Annotated in this window: 22 protein-coding genes; 9 read left to right on the top strand and 13 right to left on the bottom strand. The window is 46.8% G+C overall.

What is annotated here, in order from left to right:
- Positions 1-52: 52 nt before the first annotated feature.
- The 4 genes from pcnB to IEN92_RS01970 are packed head-to-tail and all read right to left on the bottom strand — an operon-like array spanning position 53 to position 3908.
- A complete protein-coding gene (gene pcnB / locus IEN92_RS01985; RefSeq protein WP_216160097.1) occupies positions 53-1456 on the bottom strand; it encodes a polynucleotide adenylyltransferase PcnB in 1404 nt (467 codons plus the stop codon).
- Complete coding sequence (locus IEN92_RS01980) at positions 1453-2133, bottom strand: HAD-IB family hydrolase (protein WP_216160094.1); 681 nt, start codon at positions 2131-2133, stop codon at positions 1453-1455. The genes pcnB and IEN92_RS01980 overlap by 4 nt, the downstream gene beginning before the upstream one ends.
- Positions 2134-2152: 19 nt before the next feature.
- Positions 2153-2908, bottom strand: coding sequence for a DnaA regulatory inactivator Hda (gene hda / locus IEN92_RS01975; protein ID WP_216160091.1), 756 nt, complete (start codon positions 2906-2908; stop codon positions 2153-2155).
- 10 nt (positions 2909-2918) lie between these two features.
- On the bottom strand, positions 2919-3908 hold the full coding sequence (locus tag IEN92_RS01970) for an AI-2E family transporter (RefSeq protein WP_215373877.1): 990 nt from the start codon (positions 3906-3908) through the stop codon (positions 2919-2921).
- 72 nt (positions 3909-3980) lie between these two features.
- Here IEN92_RS01970 and purM point away from each other — a divergent pair, with 72 nt between their 5' ends.
- Positions 3981-5033 (top strand): phosphoribosylformylglycinamidine cyclo-ligase, encoded by a 1053-nt coding sequence (gene purM, locus IEN92_RS01965; RefSeq protein ID WP_216160088.1) that lies wholly within the window; start codon positions 3981-3983, stop codon positions 5031-5033.
- Positions 5034-5048: 15 nt separating this feature from the next.
- Here purM and miaA read toward each other — a convergent pair whose 3' ends face one another.
- Positions 5049-6053 (bottom strand): tRNA (adenosine(37)-N6)-dimethylallyltransferase MiaA, encoded by a 1005-nt coding sequence (gene miaA / locus IEN92_RS01960; protein WP_216160086.1) that lies wholly within the window; start codon positions 6051-6053, stop codon positions 5049-5051.
- Between the two features lie 54 nt (positions 6054-6107).
- On the opposite strand from miaA, the gene IEN92_RS01955 reads away from it, so the two are divergent.
- Complete coding sequence (locus IEN92_RS01955; RefSeq protein WP_216160083.1) at positions 6108-6752, top strand: VTT domain-containing protein; 645 nt, start codon at positions 6108-6110, stop codon at positions 6750-6752.
- A 10-nt stretch (positions 6753-6762) separates the two neighbouring features.
- On the opposite strand, the gene IEN92_RS01950 is transcribed toward IEN92_RS01955, so the two are convergent.
- Both IEN92_RS01950 and murJ read right to left on the bottom strand, forming a co-directional pair.
- Complete coding sequence (locus IEN92_RS01950) at positions 6763-7605, bottom strand: SirB1 family protein (protein ID WP_215373870.1); 843 nt, start codon at positions 7603-7605, stop codon at positions 6763-6765.
- A 5-nt stretch (positions 7606-7610) separates the two neighbouring features.
- Positions 7611-9164 carry a murein biosynthesis integral membrane protein MurJ gene (murJ, locus tag IEN92_RS01945; RefSeq protein WP_215373868.1) on the bottom strand — a complete coding sequence of 518 codons (1554 nt, stop codon included), beginning with the start codon at positions 9162-9164 and terminating at the stop codon, positions 7611-7613.
- 150 nt (positions 9165-9314) lie between these two features.
- On the opposite strand from murJ, the gene rpsT reads away from it, so the two are divergent.
- The gene (gene rpsT / locus IEN92_RS01940; protein WP_215373866.1) at positions 9315-9581 is read left to right on the top strand and encodes a 30S ribosomal protein S20; all 267 of its coding nucleotides are present in this window, start codon (positions 9315-9317) and stop codon (positions 9579-9581) included.
- 73 nt (positions 9582-9654) lie between these two features.
- Here the strand turns inward: rpsT and IEN92_RS01935 are convergent, their stop codons facing one another.
- Entirely contained in the window at positions 9655-9969 is a 315-nt protein-coding gene (locus IEN92_RS01935; protein WP_215373865.1) for a DUF3579 domain-containing protein, read from the bottom strand.
- Between the two features lie 152 nt (positions 9970-10121).
- Here IEN92_RS01935 and argF point away from each other — a divergent pair, with 152 nt between their 5' ends.
- From argF to IEN92_RS01920, 3 genes are all read left to right on the top strand, one after another.
- Positions 10122-11069, top strand: a complete 948-nt coding sequence (gene argF / locus IEN92_RS01930; RefSeq protein ID WP_215373864.1) for an ornithine carbamoyltransferase — start codon at positions 10122-10124, stop codon at positions 11067-11069.
- Positions 11070-11134: 65 nt separating this feature from the next.
- Entirely contained in the window at positions 11135-12367 is a 1233-nt protein-coding gene (locus tag IEN92_RS01925) for an argininosuccinate synthase (protein ID WP_216160080.1), read from the top strand.
- 36 nt (positions 12368-12403) lie between these two features.
- Positions 12404-12709, top strand: a complete 306-nt coding sequence (locus IEN92_RS01920) for a pyrimidine/purine nucleoside phosphorylase (protein ID WP_071466051.1) — start codon at positions 12404-12406, stop codon at positions 12707-12709.
- A 61-nt stretch (positions 12710-12770) separates the two neighbouring features.
- Here the strand turns inward: IEN92_RS01920 and IEN92_RS01915 are convergent, their stop codons facing one another.
- Complete coding sequence (locus tag IEN92_RS01915) at positions 12771-13223, bottom strand: DUF192 domain-containing protein (RefSeq protein WP_216160077.1); 453 nt, start codon at positions 13221-13223, stop codon at positions 12771-12773.
- Between the two features lie 84 nt (positions 13224-13307).
- Complete coding sequence (locus IEN92_RS01910; RefSeq protein WP_011903586.1) at positions 13308-13511, bottom strand: cold-shock protein; 204 nt, start codon at positions 13509-13511, stop codon at positions 13308-13310.
- Between the two features lie 276 nt (positions 13512-13787).
- On the opposite strand from IEN92_RS01910, the gene clpS reads away from it, so the two are divergent.
- From clpS to IEN92_RS01895, 3 genes are read left to right on the top strand one after another with little or no spacing between them, the layout of a single operon-like run.
- Positions 13788-14144: an ATP-dependent Clp protease adapter ClpS gene (gene clpS / locus IEN92_RS01905; RefSeq protein WP_216863886.1), complete on the top strand. Its 357-nt coding sequence runs from the start codon at positions 13788-13790 to the stop codon at positions 14142-14144.
- Positions 14141-16447 (top strand): ATP-dependent Clp protease ATP-binding subunit ClpA, encoded by a 2307-nt coding sequence (clpA, locus tag IEN92_RS01900; protein ID WP_216160074.1) that lies wholly within the window; start codon positions 14141-14143, stop codon positions 16445-16447. Before clpS ends, clpA begins: the two co-directional genes overlap by 4 nt.
- Positions 16448-16477: 30 nt before the next feature.
- A complete protein-coding gene (locus IEN92_RS01895) occupies positions 16478-16711 on the top strand; it encodes a hypothetical protein (RefSeq protein ID WP_216160071.1) in 234 nt (77 codons plus the stop codon).
- Positions 16712-16783: 72 nt separating this feature from the next.
- Here the strand turns inward: IEN92_RS01895 and dut are convergent, their stop codons facing one another.
- The 3 genes from dut to lspA are packed head-to-tail and all read right to left on the bottom strand — an operon-like array spanning position 16784 to position 18985.
- On the bottom strand, positions 16784-17233 hold the full coding sequence (gene dut, locus IEN92_RS01890; protein ID WP_216160068.1) for a dUTP diphosphatase: 450 nt from the start codon (positions 17231-17233) through the stop codon (positions 16784-16786).
- A gap of 42 nt (positions 17234-17275) precedes the next feature.
- Positions 17276-18487 carry a bifunctional phosphopantothenoylcysteine decarboxylase/phosphopantothenate--cysteine ligase CoaBC gene (gene coaBC / locus IEN92_RS01885; protein ID WP_216160065.1) on the bottom strand — a complete coding sequence of 404 codons (1212 nt, stop codon included), beginning with the start codon at positions 18485-18487 and terminating at the stop codon, positions 17276-17278.
- Positions 18488-18496: 9 nt separating this feature from the next.
- Entirely contained in the window at positions 18497-18985 is a 489-nt protein-coding gene (gene lspA / locus IEN92_RS01880) for a signal peptidase II (RefSeq protein WP_216162096.1), read from the bottom strand.

Below are 18985 nucleotides of genomic sequence, written 5' to 3'. Positions count from 1 at the left end.
AAGATTCCAAACCCAAGATGAAACTACTTTACTGAATTTTTTTGAAGTCTGCTTAGCTTGCTGAAGTTTCTGGAGGCGTAGTAGTTTTAGGTTTTCTGCGACGACGACGCTTTGCTGGAGATGTGGCGCCGCTCCCTAGCTCAGTCTTGGCGCTGGCCATCAAGGCATCTTGACCTGCTGGGTCTGCGGCGATAAAGCTGGTCCACCACTCCCCTAGGGCAGAATCTTGTTCGCCAGTCGCACAACGCAGGAGCATAAAGTCATAACCAGCCCTAAACCGTGGCGATTCAATCAGGCGATAGGGGTAGCGACCGACGCGTTTTTCGAAACGGGGTTGCATAGCCCAAATCTCGCGCATGTCACTCTCAAAGCGTCTTTGAATCGTCATCCCACTGCTTTGCGTAGCAATCGTGTCGTCCATCGCATCATGTAGAGCCGGGATATTAGATATCCCTTTGGCAATATTGGCCTTCCAATTCTTAAGGAGATCTGGCCAAAGCAGGGTAGCGAATAAGAATCCTGCAGAAACACTTTTACCGGATTGAATGCGTTGATCCGTATTGGCTAGCGCCAATTTCACGAAATCATTAGCGCCCTTAGAATCAGCACCACTATCTAAGATGTGATCTAGCAATGGCAAAAGACCATGATGTAAGCCTGCATCACGCAGACCTTGAATGGCTGCCCAAGAATATCCCGACATCAAGAGCTTAAGAATTTCATCAAAAAGTCTGGCAGAAGGAACGTCATGTAATAGATTGCTTAGCTTAGCGATTGGCGCGCGTGTCGCTGGATCTAAATGAAATCCAGTTTTGGCAGCAAAGCGGATAGCTCTCAGCATGCGGATGGGATCTTCACGGTAGCGTTTAGCAGGATCACCAATCATGCGCAAGGTTTTCTTTTCCATATCGGCCATGCCGCCGTGGTAATCGAGCACAGTTTCTGTAGAGGGATCGTAGTACATCGCATTGATGGTGAAATCGCGTCTTGCCGCATCTTCACCTTGTGAGCCCCAAACGTTATCGCGCAGAATACGACCGCTTTCCGCAACATGGTCACCAGCGTTATCGAGTAGTGCCCTGAAAGTGGAGACTTCAATAATTTCAGGATGGCCTTTACCAAAAAAGGTGACATGAACAATCTGAAAGCGACGACCAATTAAGCGCGCTTTACGAAAAAGTCTTTGCACTTGATCGGGGGTGGCGTTGGTAGCAACGTCAAAATCCTTTGGACCAATTCCTAAAACCAGATCACGAACAGCGCCACCGACAATAAATGCTTCGAATCCAGCCTGTTGCAGTGTGTGAGTAACTTTGACTGCATTTTTAGAAAGCAAATGCGGATCAATGCGATGGATTCTCTTGGCAATACGTTTTGGCGCCCTAGACTGATTCACTTGCGTATGTCTGACCATGGGGTCACGACGCAAGATGCGTTTAATAAATTTAGTGATCATGCAAACAATTCAAGAACGGGCCAACCGCGTTGTTTGGCTTCATGCCGTAGGCGATCATCAGGGTTGGTGGCAACTGGGCGACTGACTTGTTCTAGCAAGGGCAAGTCATTCATTGAGTCTGAGTAAAAATAGCTATACGGTAATTGGCTTAAGGAAAGATTTTGACTCGCCAGCCAATTCTGGAGATTTTGAATCTTGCCTTCGCGGAAATTGGGGATACCCTTCACTTCACCAGTGTAATTGGCTAAGGGAACGTCATTGGTTGTTGCCGGTTCAGTAGCAATCAAATGCTCAATACCAAAGCGCTCCACAATGGGGCGGGTAACAAAACTATTCGTTGCCGTGATCACGCAGCAAATATCACCCTGATCTTGATGTCGCTTTACGAGGTCCAGTGCTTGCTGACGAAGTTGACCATGAATTACCTCATCCATAAAGGCGTCATGCCACTCTTTGAGTTGGGCGCGCGAATGTTCTGAAAGAGGTTTTAAGGCAAAGCGCAAAAACTCATGAATATCGAGCTTGCCTTCTTTGTAATCCTGATAGAAGCGTTCATTTTGGGTTGCATAGTATTTGCTATCGACTACGCCAATCCGGGCTAAAAATTGCCCCCACTCATAATCGCTATCGCATGGCAATAAAGTGTGGTCTAAGTCGAAGAGAGCTAATTGGGTCACAAATGAAATCTTTAATAAATTATTTTGGCTGAAGGAGTTCGCGTACCAAAGGCAAGGTTACTGCACGTTTGGTTTCCAGTGAATACGCATCCAAAGCATCCATTAAGGCCATTAAGTTAGGCATATCTCGATAAAAGCGATTTAATAGCCAGGGCAATACATCTGGCGATAAGACTAGTCCTCGAGCCTTAGCGGCTTGTTCTAATGCCTGTATTTTCTCATCATCCCCTAAAAGTTGGGTCTGAAAGACCAATCCCCAGGCCAAGCGGGTACGCAGGTCTTCACGCAGATTGAGATTGGCTGGAGCAGATTTACCAGCCATCAAAATAGAGATGTTTTTGCTGGCCTGTACACCATTGAGAATACGAAATAATGCGGCGACTAAGCGTTCATCCAGGCTTTCTACATCGTCCACAGTGATGAGTGAGGGGGCAGCACTTTGCCCTAGGCCAGATATTTTTTCTTCAAGACGAACCCAGGCGCTCGGCTCTTTGGGGTAGAGGGAGAAATATTCAAGCCCTAAATGCTCGGCAGTATTTCTCATTGCTTCGAGCAAATGGGTGCGCCCCGATCCTGCTGGCCCCCACCAATATATCCAGCGATGGTTCAGCGGATTATTGGATTGCGCTTCAGGCACTTCCTCCCAAGCTTTACATAGCGCCCTTAATGCAGACACCAAAGCAAGATCTTTGCCTGGTAAGTAGTTTTCTAAACTGGCTTTAGGGGCGTGACTAATATCTAGGGCAAATTGTCTAGGAAGTGAGCTGGTATTCATTAATGCGAAATTATTTTTGATACCAAGAACTTTGCGTGTAAACAGACCACAGGTATTGCACTAAGACCAGGGCAATTGCGCTAATTGGCAAAGCTAAAAGCACACCAAAGAAGCCAAAAAGATTGCCAAAAAGGAGTAACGCAAACAAGACTGCAACTGGATGTAGACCAATGCGCTCACCAACCAGGCGGGGCGTTAGAAAGAAGCCCTCAAGAATTTGACCTAATCCGTATATACCCAGAACACCAAGTAGTTCAGGCCCAAGACCAAATTGCAAAATTGCAGAGATGACTGAGAGACTTAAGCCCAGCGCGATACCAATATAGGGTATGACAATCATGAGTGCAGTGAATACACCCAAGGCAACCGCCCCCCTGACGCCAACAATACTCAGGCCCACGCTATAGAAAACAGACATGATGGAAATCACGATGATCATGCCGCGCAAATATTGTGATAGCAAACCATCGGTATGCATCGCAAGGTGACGAATAGTTGCCTGGGCACGACGCGGTGCAAGCTGTTGCATATATTGAAAGAATTGGTTCCAATCAATCAATAAATAAAACAGTACAAATAAAATAAGTACCGAGTTGACAAAACCTGTGATCACAGAGCTACCTGATGATAAGAGCGTCTCAAAAGTGCTGCCCATTAAGGTTTCAGCATTTTCGCTAAGGTGTTCTGTAATTTTTTGAGTTGCGGTGTCTCTGAGGGTGTCCCATTTCACATGAATATGCATATGGGCTAACTGGGGCTCAAGCCATGCTTGGGTGTTTTGAATCCAGCCGGGTAATTGCTCTTTAATCAAAGGCAACTCTGTTTTAAGCAAGGTGATGAAAAGAGTCAAAATTGCCAACACCACCCCTAAACCAAATATGACGGTGAGTGCAGCAGCCAAGATTGGGTGCAAGCGGCGTCCTTGGAGCCATAGGAAAGCAGGCCGTAGGATATAAGCTAGGATAAAAGCGGTGAGAAAAGGGGTAAAAATTTCTGCCATGTTGAGTAATCCTCTAGAATTCAATGATTCTACTGACCAAGTGCCATTTTTCACCAATATTCCATCTCTGATATGACATCTTCAAGCAATTCCTCCACAAAAGGCCTTTCCTACCGTGATGCTGGCGTCGATATTGACGCTGGAGATGACTTAGTCGATCGGATTAAACCCCTTGCTAAGAAGACCATGCGAGAAGGCGTTTTAGCCGGAATTGGTGGTTTTGGTGCCCTTTTTGAGGTGCCCAAGCGCTATAAAGAGCCAGTATTGGTTTCTGGGACTGATGGCGTTGGAACAAAGTTGAGATTGGCTTTTGAGTGGAATCGCCACGACACTATTGGTCAAGACTTGGTAGCCATGAGCGTGAATGACATCTTGGTTCAGGGCGCTGAGCCTCTCTTCTTTTTGGATTATTTTGCTTGCGGTAAGTTAACTGTTGATACGGCCGCTACTGTCGTGGGCGGTATTGCGAAAGGTTGCGAATTATCTGGCTGCGCATTAATTGGTGGTGAAACCGCTGAGATGCCAGGAATGTATCCACCAGGCGAATATGATCTCGCTGGATTTGCAGTAGGCGCTGTTGAGAAATCAAAAATCATTACGGGCAATACGATTGTGCCTGGCGATGTGGTGCTGGCAATCGGCTCTAGTGGCGCTCACTCCAATGGATATTCATTGGTACGTAAAATTATTGAGCGCGCTGGCGCCAAGCCAAGCGATGATTTAGGTGGTCGTCCATTGGGCGATGTTGTGATGGCTCCAACAGAGATTTACGTGAAGCCGCTTCTCAAGCTGATTTCTGAAATTGATGTGAAGGGTATGGCTCATATTACTGGTGGTGGCTTAGTGGATAACGTTCCACGGGTTCTCCCAGAAAACACACAAGCAGTTTTGCATCGTAGTAGCTGGCAAATGCCTGAGCTCTTTCGTTGGTTGCAGATGAAGGGTGGCGTAGCTGATGCTGAGATGGTCCGCGTCTTCAACTGCGGTATCGGCATGGTGGTAATTGTTGCTCCAAGCCAAGCAGATGCTGCCATCAAGTTATTAACTGCTCAAGGCTTAAAAGCGTGGACAGTTGGCGAAGTAGTCGAGCGCCCTAAGGATGCTCCACAAGCGATTGTTATTTAAGCAATCGCTGTAAACCTATTTTTTCAAATTACTTTTGCAGTAATCTAAGGCCGCCTTCAATTCGATTGGGTTGAAGGGGTCAAAGGTATTTCTGCCTGCGATTGCTCTTAGCCAGGTAAGTTGGCGCTTGCCAAGCTGTCTCGTTGCAGCAAACGCTTTGTAGCGCATCTGCTCAGCGTCAATTTCACCATTCAGAAACTCCCAAGCCTGGCGGTAACCAACGGATCGAATCGCTGGTAAATCTGCATGCAATTCTGGATTGGCGCGAAGCGTTTTCACTTCATCTAAAAATCCAGCTAGTAGCATTTCGTCGAAGCGCTTTTCTAAATTCTGATGTAATCGTTTGCGATCGCTTGGCTCAAGTGATACCAATTTAATCCATGGCGGTATAGTCGAGCCTTCTCTACCGTCTTCGCTTGGTGCATCAGCCAGTAGAGCAGACATCGGTTTGCCAGTAATTTCATAAACTTCAAGCGCACGTTGCACGCGCTGAGAGTCGTTAGGTTTCAAGCGTGCAGCAGTTTCTGGATCGACCTTAGCAAGCTTCTCATGCATTGCAGGCCAACCCAGTGCTTTACCTTCTTCATCAAGTCGTGCTCGAACCTCAGGGTTGGCTGGGGGAAGCGAGGAAAGCCCATATGCCCAAGCACGCCAATACAACATGGTGCCGCCAACAACTACTGGAATATTTCCCCTGCTGTGTATTTCTTCACATAAACGTTTGGCATCTTTTGCAAAGCGTGCTGCTGAGTACACTTCGGTTGGATCCAGGATATCAATTAGGTGATGAATAACAGCTACTTGCTCAGCTTTGGTGGGTTTTGCACTACCAATGTCTAGACCCCTGTAGACAAGTGCAGAGTCCATGCTAATGAGTTCGATAGTGCTGCCAATAGATTTGGCGTACTCAGCTAAAGACATAGCGAGATGGGTTTTGCCTGCACCAGTAGGGCCAACAATACATAGTATTGGAGCGGCCTCTGGAGCATGCATAGGCTGAATGTAGGGTTCAGTTTGCATACCTGATTATAAGAGCCTGTTAATATCCGCATCAAGCCAATCTATGGAGTGCCAGTGGATACCCTTTTACAGCTTAGTGATTTATTGCTGCATATTGATCGTCACCTCGATGTAGTAATTTCGCAATATGGTCCTTGGGCTTATGGTTTGTTGTTTGCCATTGTGTTTGCAGAGACAGGTTTAGTTGTTGCCCCATTTTTGCCTGGCGACTCGCTGTTATTTATTGCTGGCGCTTACTGTGCGACAGAACATTTCAACATCTGGACTTTGTGTAGTGGCTTATTGCTAGCTGCTGTAGCAGGCAACACCGTAAATTACTTTATTGGCCGCTGGATTGGTAAAAGAGTCTTTAGCAGTCAATCACGCTGGATCGATCAAGGGGCTTTATTAAAGACCCATGCTTTTTATGAGAAGCATGGCGGTAAGACCGTCATCCTGGCACGCTTCTTACCCATTATTCGTACATTTGCACCATTCATTGCAGGCGTGTCGGAGATGAATTTCTCCCGCTTTCAGTTTTTCAACATTACTGGGGCTGCACTTTGGGTATTTGGCTTAGTCATTGCTGGTTATTTCTTTGGAAATATTCCCATCATTCGTCAAAACTTAAACGTGATTGTTTTGCTTGGTGTCGGCGCTGCTGCAGTGCCAGTCATCTTGGCTGCACTCTACAAAATTTTCAAGCGCAATAAAAGCTGAGCACTAGGCTCTAGTGAAATTTTGTTTGACTCTCGAGTGTCGCAATATGCTCGCGAATATCTCCAGCGTCTTCTGCTTCTGGTAATTCACTGAGATAGCGGTGCATATCTTCTAGGGCGGGACGTAAATATTCAAGCTGGGCAAAAATCAGTCCGCGATCACGAACCTCTTCAATCGAATCTGGTAGCAAAATGACCAAGCGCTCTTGAATGCCTAGTAGGCGCTCCCAACGCTCATGTTCTGAGTAGATCATTTTCAGATTTCGCAAGAAGCGGGAGAGTATTTCGCGGGCATTTGAGGCACGCAGGAATACATTGAGCGGCAGGCTCAACTCACCCCGGTAGCCTTTGGCATCGAGATAAGGGTCAAGCATCTCTTGCAATTGATTTTTGGAGAGAGATTCGCCAGTCAGCGGATCCATGATGACTTCGCCTTGTTGCAAAGAGATGCGCATCATGAAGTGATTTGGAAATGAAACGCCTCGGATCTTTAAACCAATTTGTTGACCTAACTCCATCATCAGAATTGCTAAAGAGATTGGAATGCCTCTGCGATTCTCAAGTACATAGTGTAGGTAAGAATTTTCAGGCGCATAAAAATCATTTGGATTGGGGCCAAAGCCTAATTCGGTATAAAAGAAATGTTTCAGAATTTGCAGGCGCTGTATCGGTGAAGTATCTGGAGTAATCCGAGCTTTTAATTTATTGCCCATCTCATCGAGTTGATCCAGTACCCCTTGGACATCTAAATCCGGATAAGCGTGTTGCGCAACTGCGATCGCAGCCTCCGTTAGTGGGAAGTGTTCGTCTTCAGCAACTAAGGAGGTGAAATAGTCGAGTTGTTGTGTTGGCATATCTTCTATTTTGCATGACGCAAGAATTTTTGCCAGCGAATTCCAACTAAGGCGAGACCCCCAAAATAAACTAAGGCAGCAACGGCAAGCCAGAGGGCCACCAGGCCGATTCGTACCCAAGGCTCTGCCTGGAGTGCGATCCAATTGTGAGCGCTCGCAGCATAGAAAAGGACGGCTGAGAAGGGAATGAGAGCCAGAAAGAGTTGGCCGAGGTATTTAGCCCATGACGCGTTGGGTAGAGCGCCCCTTTGGTGAAGGCCAATCCACAGAAGGGCCGCATTGAGGCAGGCACCAGCACCCACTGATAGTGCCAGCCCGGCATGCCCAAGCCAGGGCACGAACACCAAGTTAGCCAACTGGGTGGCAACGAGGACAAGCAAGCCGATTTTGACGGGAGTGCGAATATCTTGGCGGGAGTAAAAGCCGGGCGCCAAAATTTTTACCAGGATCAAGCCAATCAGACCAACACCGTAAGCAGCCAATGCACGTTGTGTCATGAGTACATCTAGAGCATTGAATTTGCCATAGTGATAAAGCACTGCCGCCAAGGGTTCACCAAAAATAAAGAGTGCAATTGCGCTTGGGGCCGCCAAGAGGAAGGTGAGCTGTAATCCCCAGATTAATAATTCACCTGCGTGCGCTAAATCATTTTTAGCATTTGCTTTACTGAGACTTGGAAGAAGAACAGTGCCTAGTGCAACACCCAGTAGGGCTGTAGGAAATTCCATCAAGCGATCTGCATAAGAAAGCCAGGACACGCTCCCCGCCTGAAGGCGAGAGGCAATATTGGTATTGATGATGAGTGAGATCTGTGCAACCGATACCGCAAAGACTGCAGGCCCCATCAGTTTTAATACGCGTCGTGCATCAGGATTGGTAATCGCTGCTTTAATGGCGCCAGGCAATAAGCCAATTCGTGGCAGCAGTCCTAGACGAGCAAGCACTGGAACCTGAATGGCCAATTGCAAAATACCGCCGAGTAAAACACCAATGCTCAGGGCATAAATGGGTTGCTCTAAGTGGGGTGCTAAAAATATCGCACTGCCAATTAAGGCGAGATTCAGCAATACTGGGGTGAAGGCTGGAATCGCAAAGCGATGATAGGTATTGAGGATTCCGGCTGAGAGCGAGACCATCGAGATCAAGCCAATATACGGAAACATGATGCGAGTCATGACAACGCTGGCCTCATAGGCGGGTCCGCCAACAAATCCCGTAGCAATCACCAGAATCAGCAAGGGGGCGCCAATGACACCAAGGAGTACTGTTAGGAGCAAAGCCCAAAATAAGAGCGTGGCGACAGCATTAATGAGGATTTTGGCCTTGTTTTGGTCCTCATTGGTGGCAATTTCCCCCAAAATTGGCACAAAAGCCTGGGAGAAGGCCCCTTCGGCAAAAAGGCGCCGGAGCAAATTGGGCAGCCTAAAAGCCACATTAAAGGCGTCTGTCCACTCTGAGGCCCCAAAACTACGGGCAATGAGGGTCTCTCGCAGTAGGCCCGTAATACGGGAAAGCATTGTGAGTGAGCTGACCTTGGCGGCGGCAGAAAGCAGGTTCATGAGCCGATTTTCACCTATTTATGGGTGGACTGGGCTTTTTTGCCCCTTTCGGGTAAAATCTTGGGTTTTGGCGAGCTTGCTTAGGAATTGGCAAGTCCGCGAGATTTTTAACTAATCGCATTTTGCATTTTATAGAGGCAAGGTTTAAAGATGGCCAATACAGCACAAGCGCGTAAGCGCGCACGCCAGGCAGTAAAACAGAACGAGCACAACTCCAGTTTGCGTTCAAAGCTTCGCACTTCCATTAAGGCAGTTCGCAAAGCGATCGAAACTGGTGACAAAGATGCTGCTGCAAAAGTATTCGCAGCAACTCAGTCAACAATCGACAAGATTGCTGATAAAAAGATTGCTCATAAAAATACTGCGGCACGTCAGAAGTCACGTTTGTCTGCAGCTATCAAGGCGATGGCAGCGTAATACAGTATTCGTTTTAGGCTGGTCGAAGTAGTTTCGACCTAAGCCCGCTCCTCATCAGAGCGGGTTTTTGTTTTTAGGACTGGGCTTGGGGTTTGGGTTCAAACTCACAAGCTTCTTCGATTGGTAGATCGTTGTCTTTGGCAAAGTTGCATACAAAGTCGAGAGCTCTAGGATCAAGTTCACCTAGTCTGGTATCAACAACAACGCATTTCACTGTAGCAATCACGACGGGTATCACGTAGGGTGAGTAGGTGAAGCGGGGATCTCCAGAATCTCCGGGTGGGCGAAAAGTAGCCATCACTCCGCATAGACGCTCCGCCCAATCACTGGGTCGAAATGGTTTGCCAGAAGTTGTAATGCCTTGAATGAAAAGCTTTTTGTGGTTCAAGTTCGCGTAAAGAAGGTGGTAGGAATCGGTATAACTAAGCCCTCTAGCTTAACAGCCTGAGTTGGCCGTAAGATGACTTTAGGTTCTATTTTCGTGCAGTCGAATGGTTTAAGAAAAAAATGCAAGCCAAAACTTTAGTAGAAAGCTCAACTATGACATCTCTGGCAAAGCCTCAAGTGCCGGGTCAGGTCAAGCACTATCTGCAGTTTGCCGACCTTACTCGCGAAGAATATGAATATCTGCTTAAAAGAGCCGCGTGGTTAAAAGCCAAATTTAAGAGCTATGAGACTTGGCACCCACTACATGACCGTACTTTGGCGATGATTTTTGAAAAGCATTCCACACGTACCCGCCTGTCCTTCGAGGCGGGCATCCATCAGCTTGGTGGACATGCCGTGTACCTGAACACCCGCGATACCCAATTGGGCCGTGGTGAGCCTGTAGAGGACGCTGCACAGGTTATTTCACGGATGACTGACATCATCATGATTCGCACCTTTGGTCAGGAGATCATCGAACGCTTTGCTGCGAACTCACGTGTACCGGTAATTAATGGCCTCACGAATGAATTTCATCCTTGCCAAGTCTTGGCAGATATCTTCACTTTTGTAGAGGCTCGCGGCCCAATTCAGGGCAAGATAGTGGCGTGGGTTGGGGATGCTAATAACATGGCCTACACCTGGATACAGGCGGCTATCTGTTTAGATTTTCAAATCCGCTTCTCGGCACCCGAGGGTTATCAGTTAGACGCCTCCCGCCTAACTGCCGCCGCTGCAAAACACTTAACGATTTGTTCTGATCCTAAAGATGCTTGTAAAGACGCAGATTTAGTCACGACTGATGTGTGGACAAGCATGGGTTACGAGTCTGAAAACAGTTCGCGTATGAATGCCTTCAAAGCTTGGATGGTTGATGAGGAGTTGATGTCTTTAGCCAAACCTAATGCTTTATTTATGCACTGCTTACCAGCGCATCGCGGCGAAGAAGTATCTGCTGGAGTGATTGATGGTCCGCAAAGCATTGTCTGGGAAGAAGCAGAAAATCGTTTGCATGTGCAAAAGGCTTTAATGGAGTATTTGCTCTGTGGTCGCTTAGACTAAGCAAAAAAACATCCGCAATAAAATATCAAGTAATTTGTTTTCGTTAATTTTGATTGAATAAAAATATGTCCGATATTAAAAAAGCAGTGCTAGCGTATTCCGGTGGCCTTGACACTAGCGTAATCTTGAAATGGCTTCAAGATACTTATGGCTGTGAAATCGTGACCTTTACAGCGGATCTTGGTCAGGGCGAGGAACTTGAGCCAGCACGTGCAAAGGCATTGCAATTTGGCATCAAGCCAGAAAATATTTTTATTGATGATTTGCGTGAAGAGTTTGTGCGTGACTTTGTTTTCCCAATGTTTCGTGCCAATACGATTTATGAGGGCGAGTATTTATTGGGTACATCGATTGCGCGCCCATTAATCGCTAAGCGTCAAATTGAAATCGCCCGTCTGACCGGTGCTGACGCAGTTTCGCATGGCGCTACTGGTAAGGGTAATGATCAAGTACGTTTTGAGCTGGGTTACTACGCTCTTGAGCCAGGAATCAAAGTGATTGCTCCATGGCGCGAATGGGATCTTCTCTCGCGCGAGAAGTTGATGGCCTATGCAGAAAAGCACGGCATTCCAGTAGAGATGAAGCATAAGCAAGGCGGCTCACCATATTCCATGGATGCCAACCTTTTACATATTAGTTACGAGGGACGCCATCTAGAGAACCCAAATGCGGAGGCAGAAGAGTCCATGTGGCGTTGGACGGTCTCTCCAGAGAAGGCTCCAGATGTCCCAGAAATTATTGAAATCGAATTTAAAGCTGGCGATCCCGTAGCCATTAACGGCAAGGCTTATAAGCCCCATGAGTTATTGGCTGAACTCAATCGCGTTGGCGGCAAGCATGGTATTGGCCGCCTTGACTTGGTAGAAAACCGTTTTGTTGGGATGAAGAGCCGTGGTTGCTATGAGACTCCCGGTGGCACCATTCTTTTGAAGGCTCACCGTGGCATTGAGAGTATTACTCTCGATCGTGAAGTCGCCCACCTCAAGGATGACCTGATGCCGCGTTATGCAAGTCTCATTTACAACGGACTTTGGTGGTCTCCAGAGCGCATTGCTTTGCAAACCTTGATTGATCATACGCAGCAGATGGTTAACGGTCTTGTGCGTCTCAAGCTTTACAAAGGTTCTGTATCTGTGATTTCACGCGATTCAGAAAATACTTTGTTTGATCAGAACATCGCTACATTTGATGATGATGGTGGTGCATACAATCAAGCGGATGCCGGCGGGTTTATCAAGCTCAACGCCCTAAGAATGCGGATTGCTGAAATAGCAAAGCGCAAGCGCGCTAAGAAATAATCGACACTAGAACCAAACACAATAGAAAGAGCCAAGATGCAATTTGATCAAGTTTCAGTAGGCAAAAAAGCCAATGTATTTTTTGATGGCAAGTGTGTTTCACACACGGTTACCTTGCCAAATGGTGTTCGTAAATCTGTTGGTGTCGTATTACCGAGCACTCTGCGTTTTGATCTCAGCACTAAAGAGGTTATGGAAGTAGTTGATGGCAATGCATTTGTCAGTATTAATGGTGCACCAGAACAAGAATTTAAAGCGGGGCAGAGCTGGGAGGTAGAAAAGGGCGGTTACTTCATCATTAGGGCTGAGCAGCCAGTGCACTATGTTTGCCACTTTGAATAAACCCAGCGGCATTGAAAACAAAACGCAGACCTCGGTCTGCGTTTTTTATTGGACAAGGGGCTTATCGCTTGGGCAGTCCTGTAATCACCGTGCCAGGGGTGAGTGTACGCTCAGCAAACCATTGAGCATTCATCTCTAGAGCGTAACGGATAGCCGCTTTAGGGCAATGATTATTAGTTGTATTGGCTTGCATCTCCTCAATGTTCACAATCTTGCCATCGTCTGCAATGAATGCAATCGATAGGGGAATCTTGGTGTTATTCATCCAAAAGCAATGACCAGCTTTTTGTTCAAAGATAAAAAGCATTCCAGAATTTATTGGCATGCTCGTGCGATTCATTAAACCTATTTCTCTAGCTTGCGGTGTATCCGCAATTTCTGCTTGGATGCGATAGATCCCTGTTTTTAATTCAAGGCTTGGTAATCCTGTATTGACTTGCCCTAGAACGATTGCTGGGAGTATGAATAAGGCGGCTAGAAAAAGCTTTTGAGCTAAATATTTTTTTGTATGCATGAATGAGATTTTATGTGATGCAAATTGCGGGCGAAAAAAAACCCAGGAACGAATCCTGGGTTTTCCATAATGATCTAAGGACTATTAAGCCGCTTGGATATTGGTAGCTTGCTTGCCTTTAGGGCCTTGGGTAATGTCAAACGTTACCTTTTGGTTTTCCTTGAGGGTTTTGAACCCAGGCATAGTAATTGCGCTGAAATGCGCGAACAACTCTTCTTCACCATCATCAGGTTTGATAAAGCCAAAACCTTTTGCATCATTGAACCACTTAACAATTCCGGTCGCCATGCGAACTCCATTACATAAACTTAAAACAACCGTGATGAGGGTAAATACTTTTTAATCAGTCTCGCTCCACAACACGCCTAAATAGAACCTCTTTTGAAGCCTACCCCCCGATTGTTTGCCCTTTTTCTAGGGGTGTCAAGGAGTTATATGGGTCTACCCCCCTATAAACACCCCTTTTTTTACAGAAAAATGCCCCAATATGGGTTAAAGAGAGGTTTTTGCTGGTTTTTCACCACAAGACCTTAGTAAATTAAAGTTTAGATATCTGTGTTTAGAATGTTTCTCATGAGCCGCACACCGAAAAATCCCACTACTGGCGTACCAGCCAATCCCTATGTTGAGGACACCATTCTTCTCGAAAAGCAGGCCGAGAAGGTTAAAGCTCCCTCGATGTACAAAGTTTTGCTATTGAATGACGATTACACCCCAATGGAATTTGTAGTGATGGTCATTCAGGAGTATTTTAATAAGGATCATGAGACAGCTACTCGCATCATGTTGCAAGTTCATTTAGTTGGTAAAGGCATCTGCGGGGTATTTACTCGCGATGTTGCGGCTACGAAGGTGCATCAAGTTATTGAACTCTCCCGCGAAGCGGGCCACCCACTACAGTGCACTATGGAGGAAGCATGATTGCCCAAGAATTAGAAGTAAGTTTGCACATGGCGTTTGTTGACGCAAGGGCATCGCGACATGAGTTCATTACGGTCGAACATTTATTGGCCGCGTTGCTAGACAATGCAACCGCTGTTGAGGTGCTCAAAGCCTGCGCTGTGAATATCGCAGAGTTGCGTACTCAGCTGAAAAATTTTATTAATGACAACACCCCAGTTGTTCCCGGTAATGATGAGGTTGACACTCAACCCACACTCGGATTTCAGCGGGTGATTCAACGTGCCATCATGCACGTCCAATCCACTTCCAATGGCAAGAAAGAAGTGACGGGCGCTAATGTGTTGGTTGCTATCTTTGGTGAAAAAGATTCGCATGCGGTGTATTTCTTGCAGCAGCAAGGCGTTACTCGCTTAGATGTGGTGAATTTCATCAGCCATGGCGTTCGCAAAGATCAAGCTGAGCATGTTAAGCCCGCAGATGTTGCACAAGAAGCTGAAGAGGGTGCCTCATCTGGCAAAGAAAGCCCCTTAGATCAATACACCCAAAATCTCAATGCGTTGGCTCGTCAAGGCAAGATTGATCCCTTGATTGGGCGTGAAGGCGAAGTTGAGCGGGTGATTCAGGTGCTATGCCGTCGTCGGAAGAATAATCCGCTATTGGTGGGTGAGGCCGGTGTTGGTAAAACCGCTATTGCAGAGGGTCTTGCATGGCGCATCGTCAAGGGGGACGTCCCTGAAATCTTGGCTAATGCTACTGTCTATTCTTTAGATATGGGCGCTTTGCTTGCGGGTACTAAATACCGTGGTGATTTTGAGCAACGCCTCAAGAGCGTTCTCAAGTCTCTCAAGGACCATGCGCATGGCGTTCTATTTATCGATGAGATCCATACGTTGATCGGTGCTGGTGCTGCATCGGGCGGAACTTTAGATGCAAGTAATTTGCTAAAGCCAGCTTTGTCCAATGGCCAACTCAAATGCATTGGCGCAACTACCTTTACTGAATATCGTGGAATCTTTGAAAAAGATGCAGCTTTATCGCGTCGTTTCCAAAAGGTAGATGTTGTTGAGCCAACTGTTGATCAAACGGTGCAAATTCTACGTGGACTCAAATCTCGCTTTGAGGAACACCATAGTGTCAAATATGCTGCCGGTGCTCTAGTGGCAGCAGCAGAGCTCTCGGCACGTTACATTAACGATCGCCATTTGCCTGACAAGGCAATTGATGTCATTGATGAGGCAGGTGCTGCACAGCGCATCTTGCCGAAGTCCAAGCAAAAGAAAACCATTGGACGTCCAGAGATTGAAGAGATTGTTGCCAAGATTGCTCGTATACCGCCTCAGTCCGTCACTGTGGATGATCGCAGCAAGTTGCAAACCTTAGATCGTGATATCAAGAGTGTCGTATTTGGTCAAGATCCCGCAATAGAGGCTTTAGCAAGCGCAATTAAGATGACCCGCGCTGGTCTTGGCAAGATTGACCGTCCAATTGGTTCGTTCTTGTTCTCTGGCCCCACTGGCGTTGGTAAAACAGAGGTTGCAAAGCAGCTTGCCTACATCCTAGGAATTGAGTTGTTGCGTTTTGATATGTCAGAGTACATGGAGCGCCATGCAGTAAGTCGTCTGATTGGTGCACCCCCAGGATATGTTGGCTTTGACCAAGGCGGTTTATTAACTGAGGCTGTGAATAAAAAGCCCCACTGCGTTCTCTTGCTTGATGAAATTGAAAAGGCCCATCCGGATATTTTCAATATTCTCTTGCAGGTGATGGACCATGGCACATTGACTGATAACAATGGTCGTAAGACTGATTTCCGAAACGTCATCATCATCATGACTACTAACGCTGGTGCAGAGGCAATGCAGAAGTCAACCATTGGCTTCACTAATGCACGTGAGTCGGGTGATGAGATGGCCGACATTAAGAAGTTCTTCACTCCTGAGTTCCGCAATCGTCTGGATGCCATCGTCTCCTTTAAAGCACTCGATGAAACTATCATCATGCGGGTGGTCGACAAGTTCTTAATGCAACTAGAGGAACAATTACATGAGAAGAAAGTCGACGCTACTTTTAGTCCAGCATTGCGCGCTCATCTGGCTAAGCATGGCTTTGATCCATTGATGGGCGCTCGTCCTATGCAGCGGATTATTCAAGACACTGTTCGCAAAGCGCTCGCCGATGAGTTACTTTTCGGCAAATTGGCTCAAGGCGGTCATGTGGCTGTTGATATTGATGCTGATGGTAAAGTCCATCTAGATTTTGATGCACCAGTATTGCCGGGTAAAGCGGCTAAAGCCGATGTGGTTCCAGCAGAAGAAATTTAAACAACACAGAATTATTGATAAAAGGAAAATATGTCACATCACGATAAATTACTGGATGCTTTTGAGGTTTATAAGGCGGAGCATGAAAAGTTCGAAGGCAAAGGGATTAAAGCTTCCGCAACTCGAGCACGCAAAGCCTTACAAGAGATCGCTGGCTCTTGCAAAGAGCGTCGTAAAGAAATTACTGCTGAAAAAGAGTCACGTGAAGGTGCTGGTGCAGGAATGTCGCAAGATGCTGCTCGTAAAGCGCATATCCGCAAGTAAAATTTGAGCTGAATTTTGTTGAATAAAAAAGCCACCCGCGGGTGGCTTTTTCTTTTCTAGGTACTTGATAGTTTAGGCTCGTCCTGTGCTACCAAAGCCACCTGCGCCACGACTGCTCTCAGCGAACTCTTCAACAACTTTGAGCTCTACTTGTTGCACTGGCATCACAACTAATTGGGCAAGGCGCTCCATGGGCTCTAGTTTGAATGCACTTGAACCACGGTTCCAGGTGCTCACCATCAGTTGACCCTGATAGTCAGAGTCGATTAATCCAACCAAGTTACCCAAGACAATCCCATGCTTATGGCCCAGACCCGAGCGGGGAAGAATAAATGCGGCATAGGCTGGATCTTCAACATAAATCGCTAGACCAGTAGGAACGAGAACAGTTTGGCCTGGCGCGATTTCAATGGCTTCATCAATACAGGCGCGCAAATCAAGTCCGGCGCTTCCTGGGGTGCCATAAGTTGGCAACTGATCGCGCATACGTTCATCGAGAATTTTGACTTGAAGGGCTTGCATGGTATTTCCTGAAACGTAGAGAGTAAATAAAGATGGTTTGGGTTAAATCTTTTTGGCGACCAGTTGAATGAGCTGACGTGCTAACTGAAGTTTTTCGGCTTTCGCAATTTTCTTGCTGCCAGCGTCATCCACCACAAGTAACTCATTGAGATCGCTGCCAAAGGTATCTGGGCCAATATTGCCAACAACCATTGGAATGCCTTTGCGCTTTCGCTTTTCGCTCGCATGGGCTTCCAAATCTGTGGATTCTGCTGCAAAGCCCACGCAATACGGATAGGGCTTACCGTTTTTTGTCTTTACAGCTTTAGCAACATCCATGAGGATATCGGGGTTAGCGATAAATTCGATGTTGGGCGCCTCTTTGCCTTGTCGTTTAATTTTTTCTTTAGCGGGTTTTGCAATGCCCCAATCAGCTACAGCAGCTACAGCAAAAAATATATCGAAATCTGTTGCATTCATGGTGGCAGCATGCATTTCTTTTGCGCTCGTTACGTTGGTGCGGGTGATTTTGCCGCTTGCCTCCAATGGGGTCTCCAAACTGCAAGGCCCAGCAATCAAATGAACTTGTGCGCCAGCTTCTAAAGCGGCACGTGCAATAGCAAAACCCATTTTGCCCGAGCTGTGGTTTGTAATGCCACGTACTGGATCAATTGCTTCAAAAGTAGGGCCAGCAGTAATGAGGACTTTCTTGCCTGCTAAAGATTTTTTCTGAAAGAATGCAATGACTTGTTCAGCAAGTTCTGAGGGCTCAAGCATGCGACCCATACCGACTTCACCACAAGCCTGAAATCCACTGGCTGGCCCGAGCAGCCCAACCCCATCATCATGAAGTCGCTGCGCGCTTCTTTGGGTAGCGGCATGCTCCCACATTTGTTTGTTCATTGCTGGTGCAATTAATAGCGGACAGTCTCTGGCTAAACACAGAGTACTCAGCAAGTCGTCTGCTAAACCCAAGGAAATTTTTGCCATCAGGTCAGCACTTGCAGGCGCAATCACAATGGCATCTGCCGAGCGCGATAACTCAATGTGAGCCATATTGTTCGGAATGGTGCTATCCCATTGGCTTGTATAGACAGGATTTCCAGTAAGCGCCTGCATTGTGACGGGGGTCACAAATTGGGTAGCAGCCTCTGTCATGACCACCTGAACAGAAGCGCCTTCTTGAATCAGAAGTCGTGCAAGCTCAGGCGTTTTATATGCTGCAATTCCGCCGGAGATGCCAAGAAGGATTTTCTTATTTAAAAGTGATTGCATGGCGCCAGCTTAATGGGATTGTGAGGATTTGCCAAATGACTTACGCAATTCGCCAAAAATGATGAGTACTGCACCTATGCAAATAGCACTATCAGCAATATTAAAGGCCGGCCAACGCCAATTGGCGTAATGAAAATCTATAAAGTCAATCACGGCACCACACATGAGGCGATCTAGGACATTACCTAGCGCTCCCCCCAGGATTAGACTGAGGGCCCAGCATAGTAATTTGTCGTTTTGGTTTTTACGTAGCAGCCAAATGATGTAGGCGCAGGCAATGAGCCCGAGGATGGTAAAGAACCAACGTTGCCAACCAGAGCCTTGAGCCAAGAAAGAGAAAGCTGCCCCTGGATTAAAAAGTAGCAACCAATTCAGAAAAGGGAGTACTTGCTCTGGTACGCCTAGTTGCAAATGGCTCAATGCCTGCCATTTTGTAATTTGATCAATAAACAACGTTAGCGTTGCAATGGTCATGTAGCGAAGAAAGGTGGGGCTCAT

It is taken from the genome of Polynucleobacter sp. MWH-Creno-3A4 (assembly GCF_018881885.1).
In the GTDB taxonomy this organism is placed as follows: Bacteria; Pseudomonadota; Gammaproteobacteria; order Burkholderiales; family Burkholderiaceae; genus Polynucleobacter.
The sequence above is the reverse complement of the archived record's forward strand: the minus strand, read 5'-3'. Positions and strand labels throughout refer to the sequence as shown.

Bases quoted from the DNA above. Each gene is read 5' to 3' on its own strand.
- dut (WP_216160068.1), bottom strand. From the start codon at position 17,233: ATGCAAGCCCTTCAAGTCAAAATTCTCGATGAACGTATGCGCGATCAG.
- coaBC (WP_216160065.1), bottom strand. From the start codon at position 18,487: ATGCAATCACTTTTAAATAAGAAAATCCTTCTTGGCATCTCCGGCGGA.
- argF (WP_215373864.1), top strand. From the start codon at position 10,122: ATGACATCTCTGGCAAAGCCTCAAGTGCCGGGTCAGGTCAAGCACTAT.
- IEN92_RS01910 (WP_011903586.1), bottom strand. From the start codon at position 13,511: ATGGCGACCGGAATTGTTAAGTGGTTCAATGATGCAAAAGGTTTTGGC.
- clpA (WP_216160074.1), top strand. From the start codon at position 14,141: ATGATTGCCCAAGAATTAGAAGTAAGTTTGCACATGGCGTTTGTTGAC.
- purM (WP_216160088.1), top strand. From the start codon at position 3,981: ATGACATCTTCAAGCAATTCCTCCACAAAAGGCCTTTCCTACCGTGAT.
- hda (WP_216160091.1), bottom strand. From the start codon at position 2,908: ATGAATACCAGCTCACTTCCTAGACAATTTGCCCTAGATATTAGTCAC.
- IEN92_RS01895 (WP_216160071.1), top strand. From the start codon at position 16,478: ATGTCACATCACGATAAATTACTGGATGCTTTTGAGGTTTATAAGGCG.
- clpS (WP_216863886.1), top strand. From the start codon at position 13,788: ATGTTTCTCATGAGCCGCACACCGAAAAATCCCACTACTGGCGTACCA.
- IEN92_RS01970 (WP_215373877.1), bottom strand. From the start codon at position 3,908: ATGGCAGAAATTTTTACCCCTTTTCTCACCGCTTTTATCCTAGCTTAT.
- rpsT (WP_215373866.1), top strand. From the start codon at position 9,315: ATGGCCAATACAGCACAAGCGCGTAAGCGCGCACGCCAGGCAGTAAAA.
- murJ (WP_215373868.1), bottom strand. From the start codon at position 9,164: ATGAACCTGCTTTCTGCCGCCGCCAAGGTCAGCTCACTCACAATGCTT.
- IEN92_RS01915 (WP_216160077.1), bottom strand. From the start codon at position 13,223: ATGCATACAAAAAAATATTTAGCTCAAAAGCTTTTTCTAGCCGCCTTA.
- miaA (WP_216160086.1), bottom strand. From the start codon at position 6,053: ATGCAAACTGAACCCTACATTCAGCCTATGCATGCTCCAGAGGCCGCT.
- lspA (WP_216162096.1), bottom strand. From the start codon at position 18,985: ATGAGCCCCACCTTTCTTCGCTACATGACCATTGCAACGCTAACGTTG.
- IEN92_RS01925 (WP_216160080.1), top strand. From the start codon at position 11,135: ATGTCCGATATTAAAAAAGCAGTGCTAGCGTATTCCGGTGGCCTTGAC.
- pcnB (WP_216160097.1), bottom strand. From the start codon at position 1,456: ATGATCACTAAATTTATTAAACGCATCTTGCGTCGTGACCCCATGGTC.
- IEN92_RS01950 (WP_215373870.1), bottom strand. From the start codon at position 7,605: ATGCCAACACAACAACTCGACTATTTCACCTCCTTAGTTGCTGAAGAC.
- IEN92_RS01920 (WP_071466051.1), top strand. From the start codon at position 12,404: ATGCAATTTGATCAAGTTTCAGTAGGCAAAAAAGCCAATGTATTTTTT.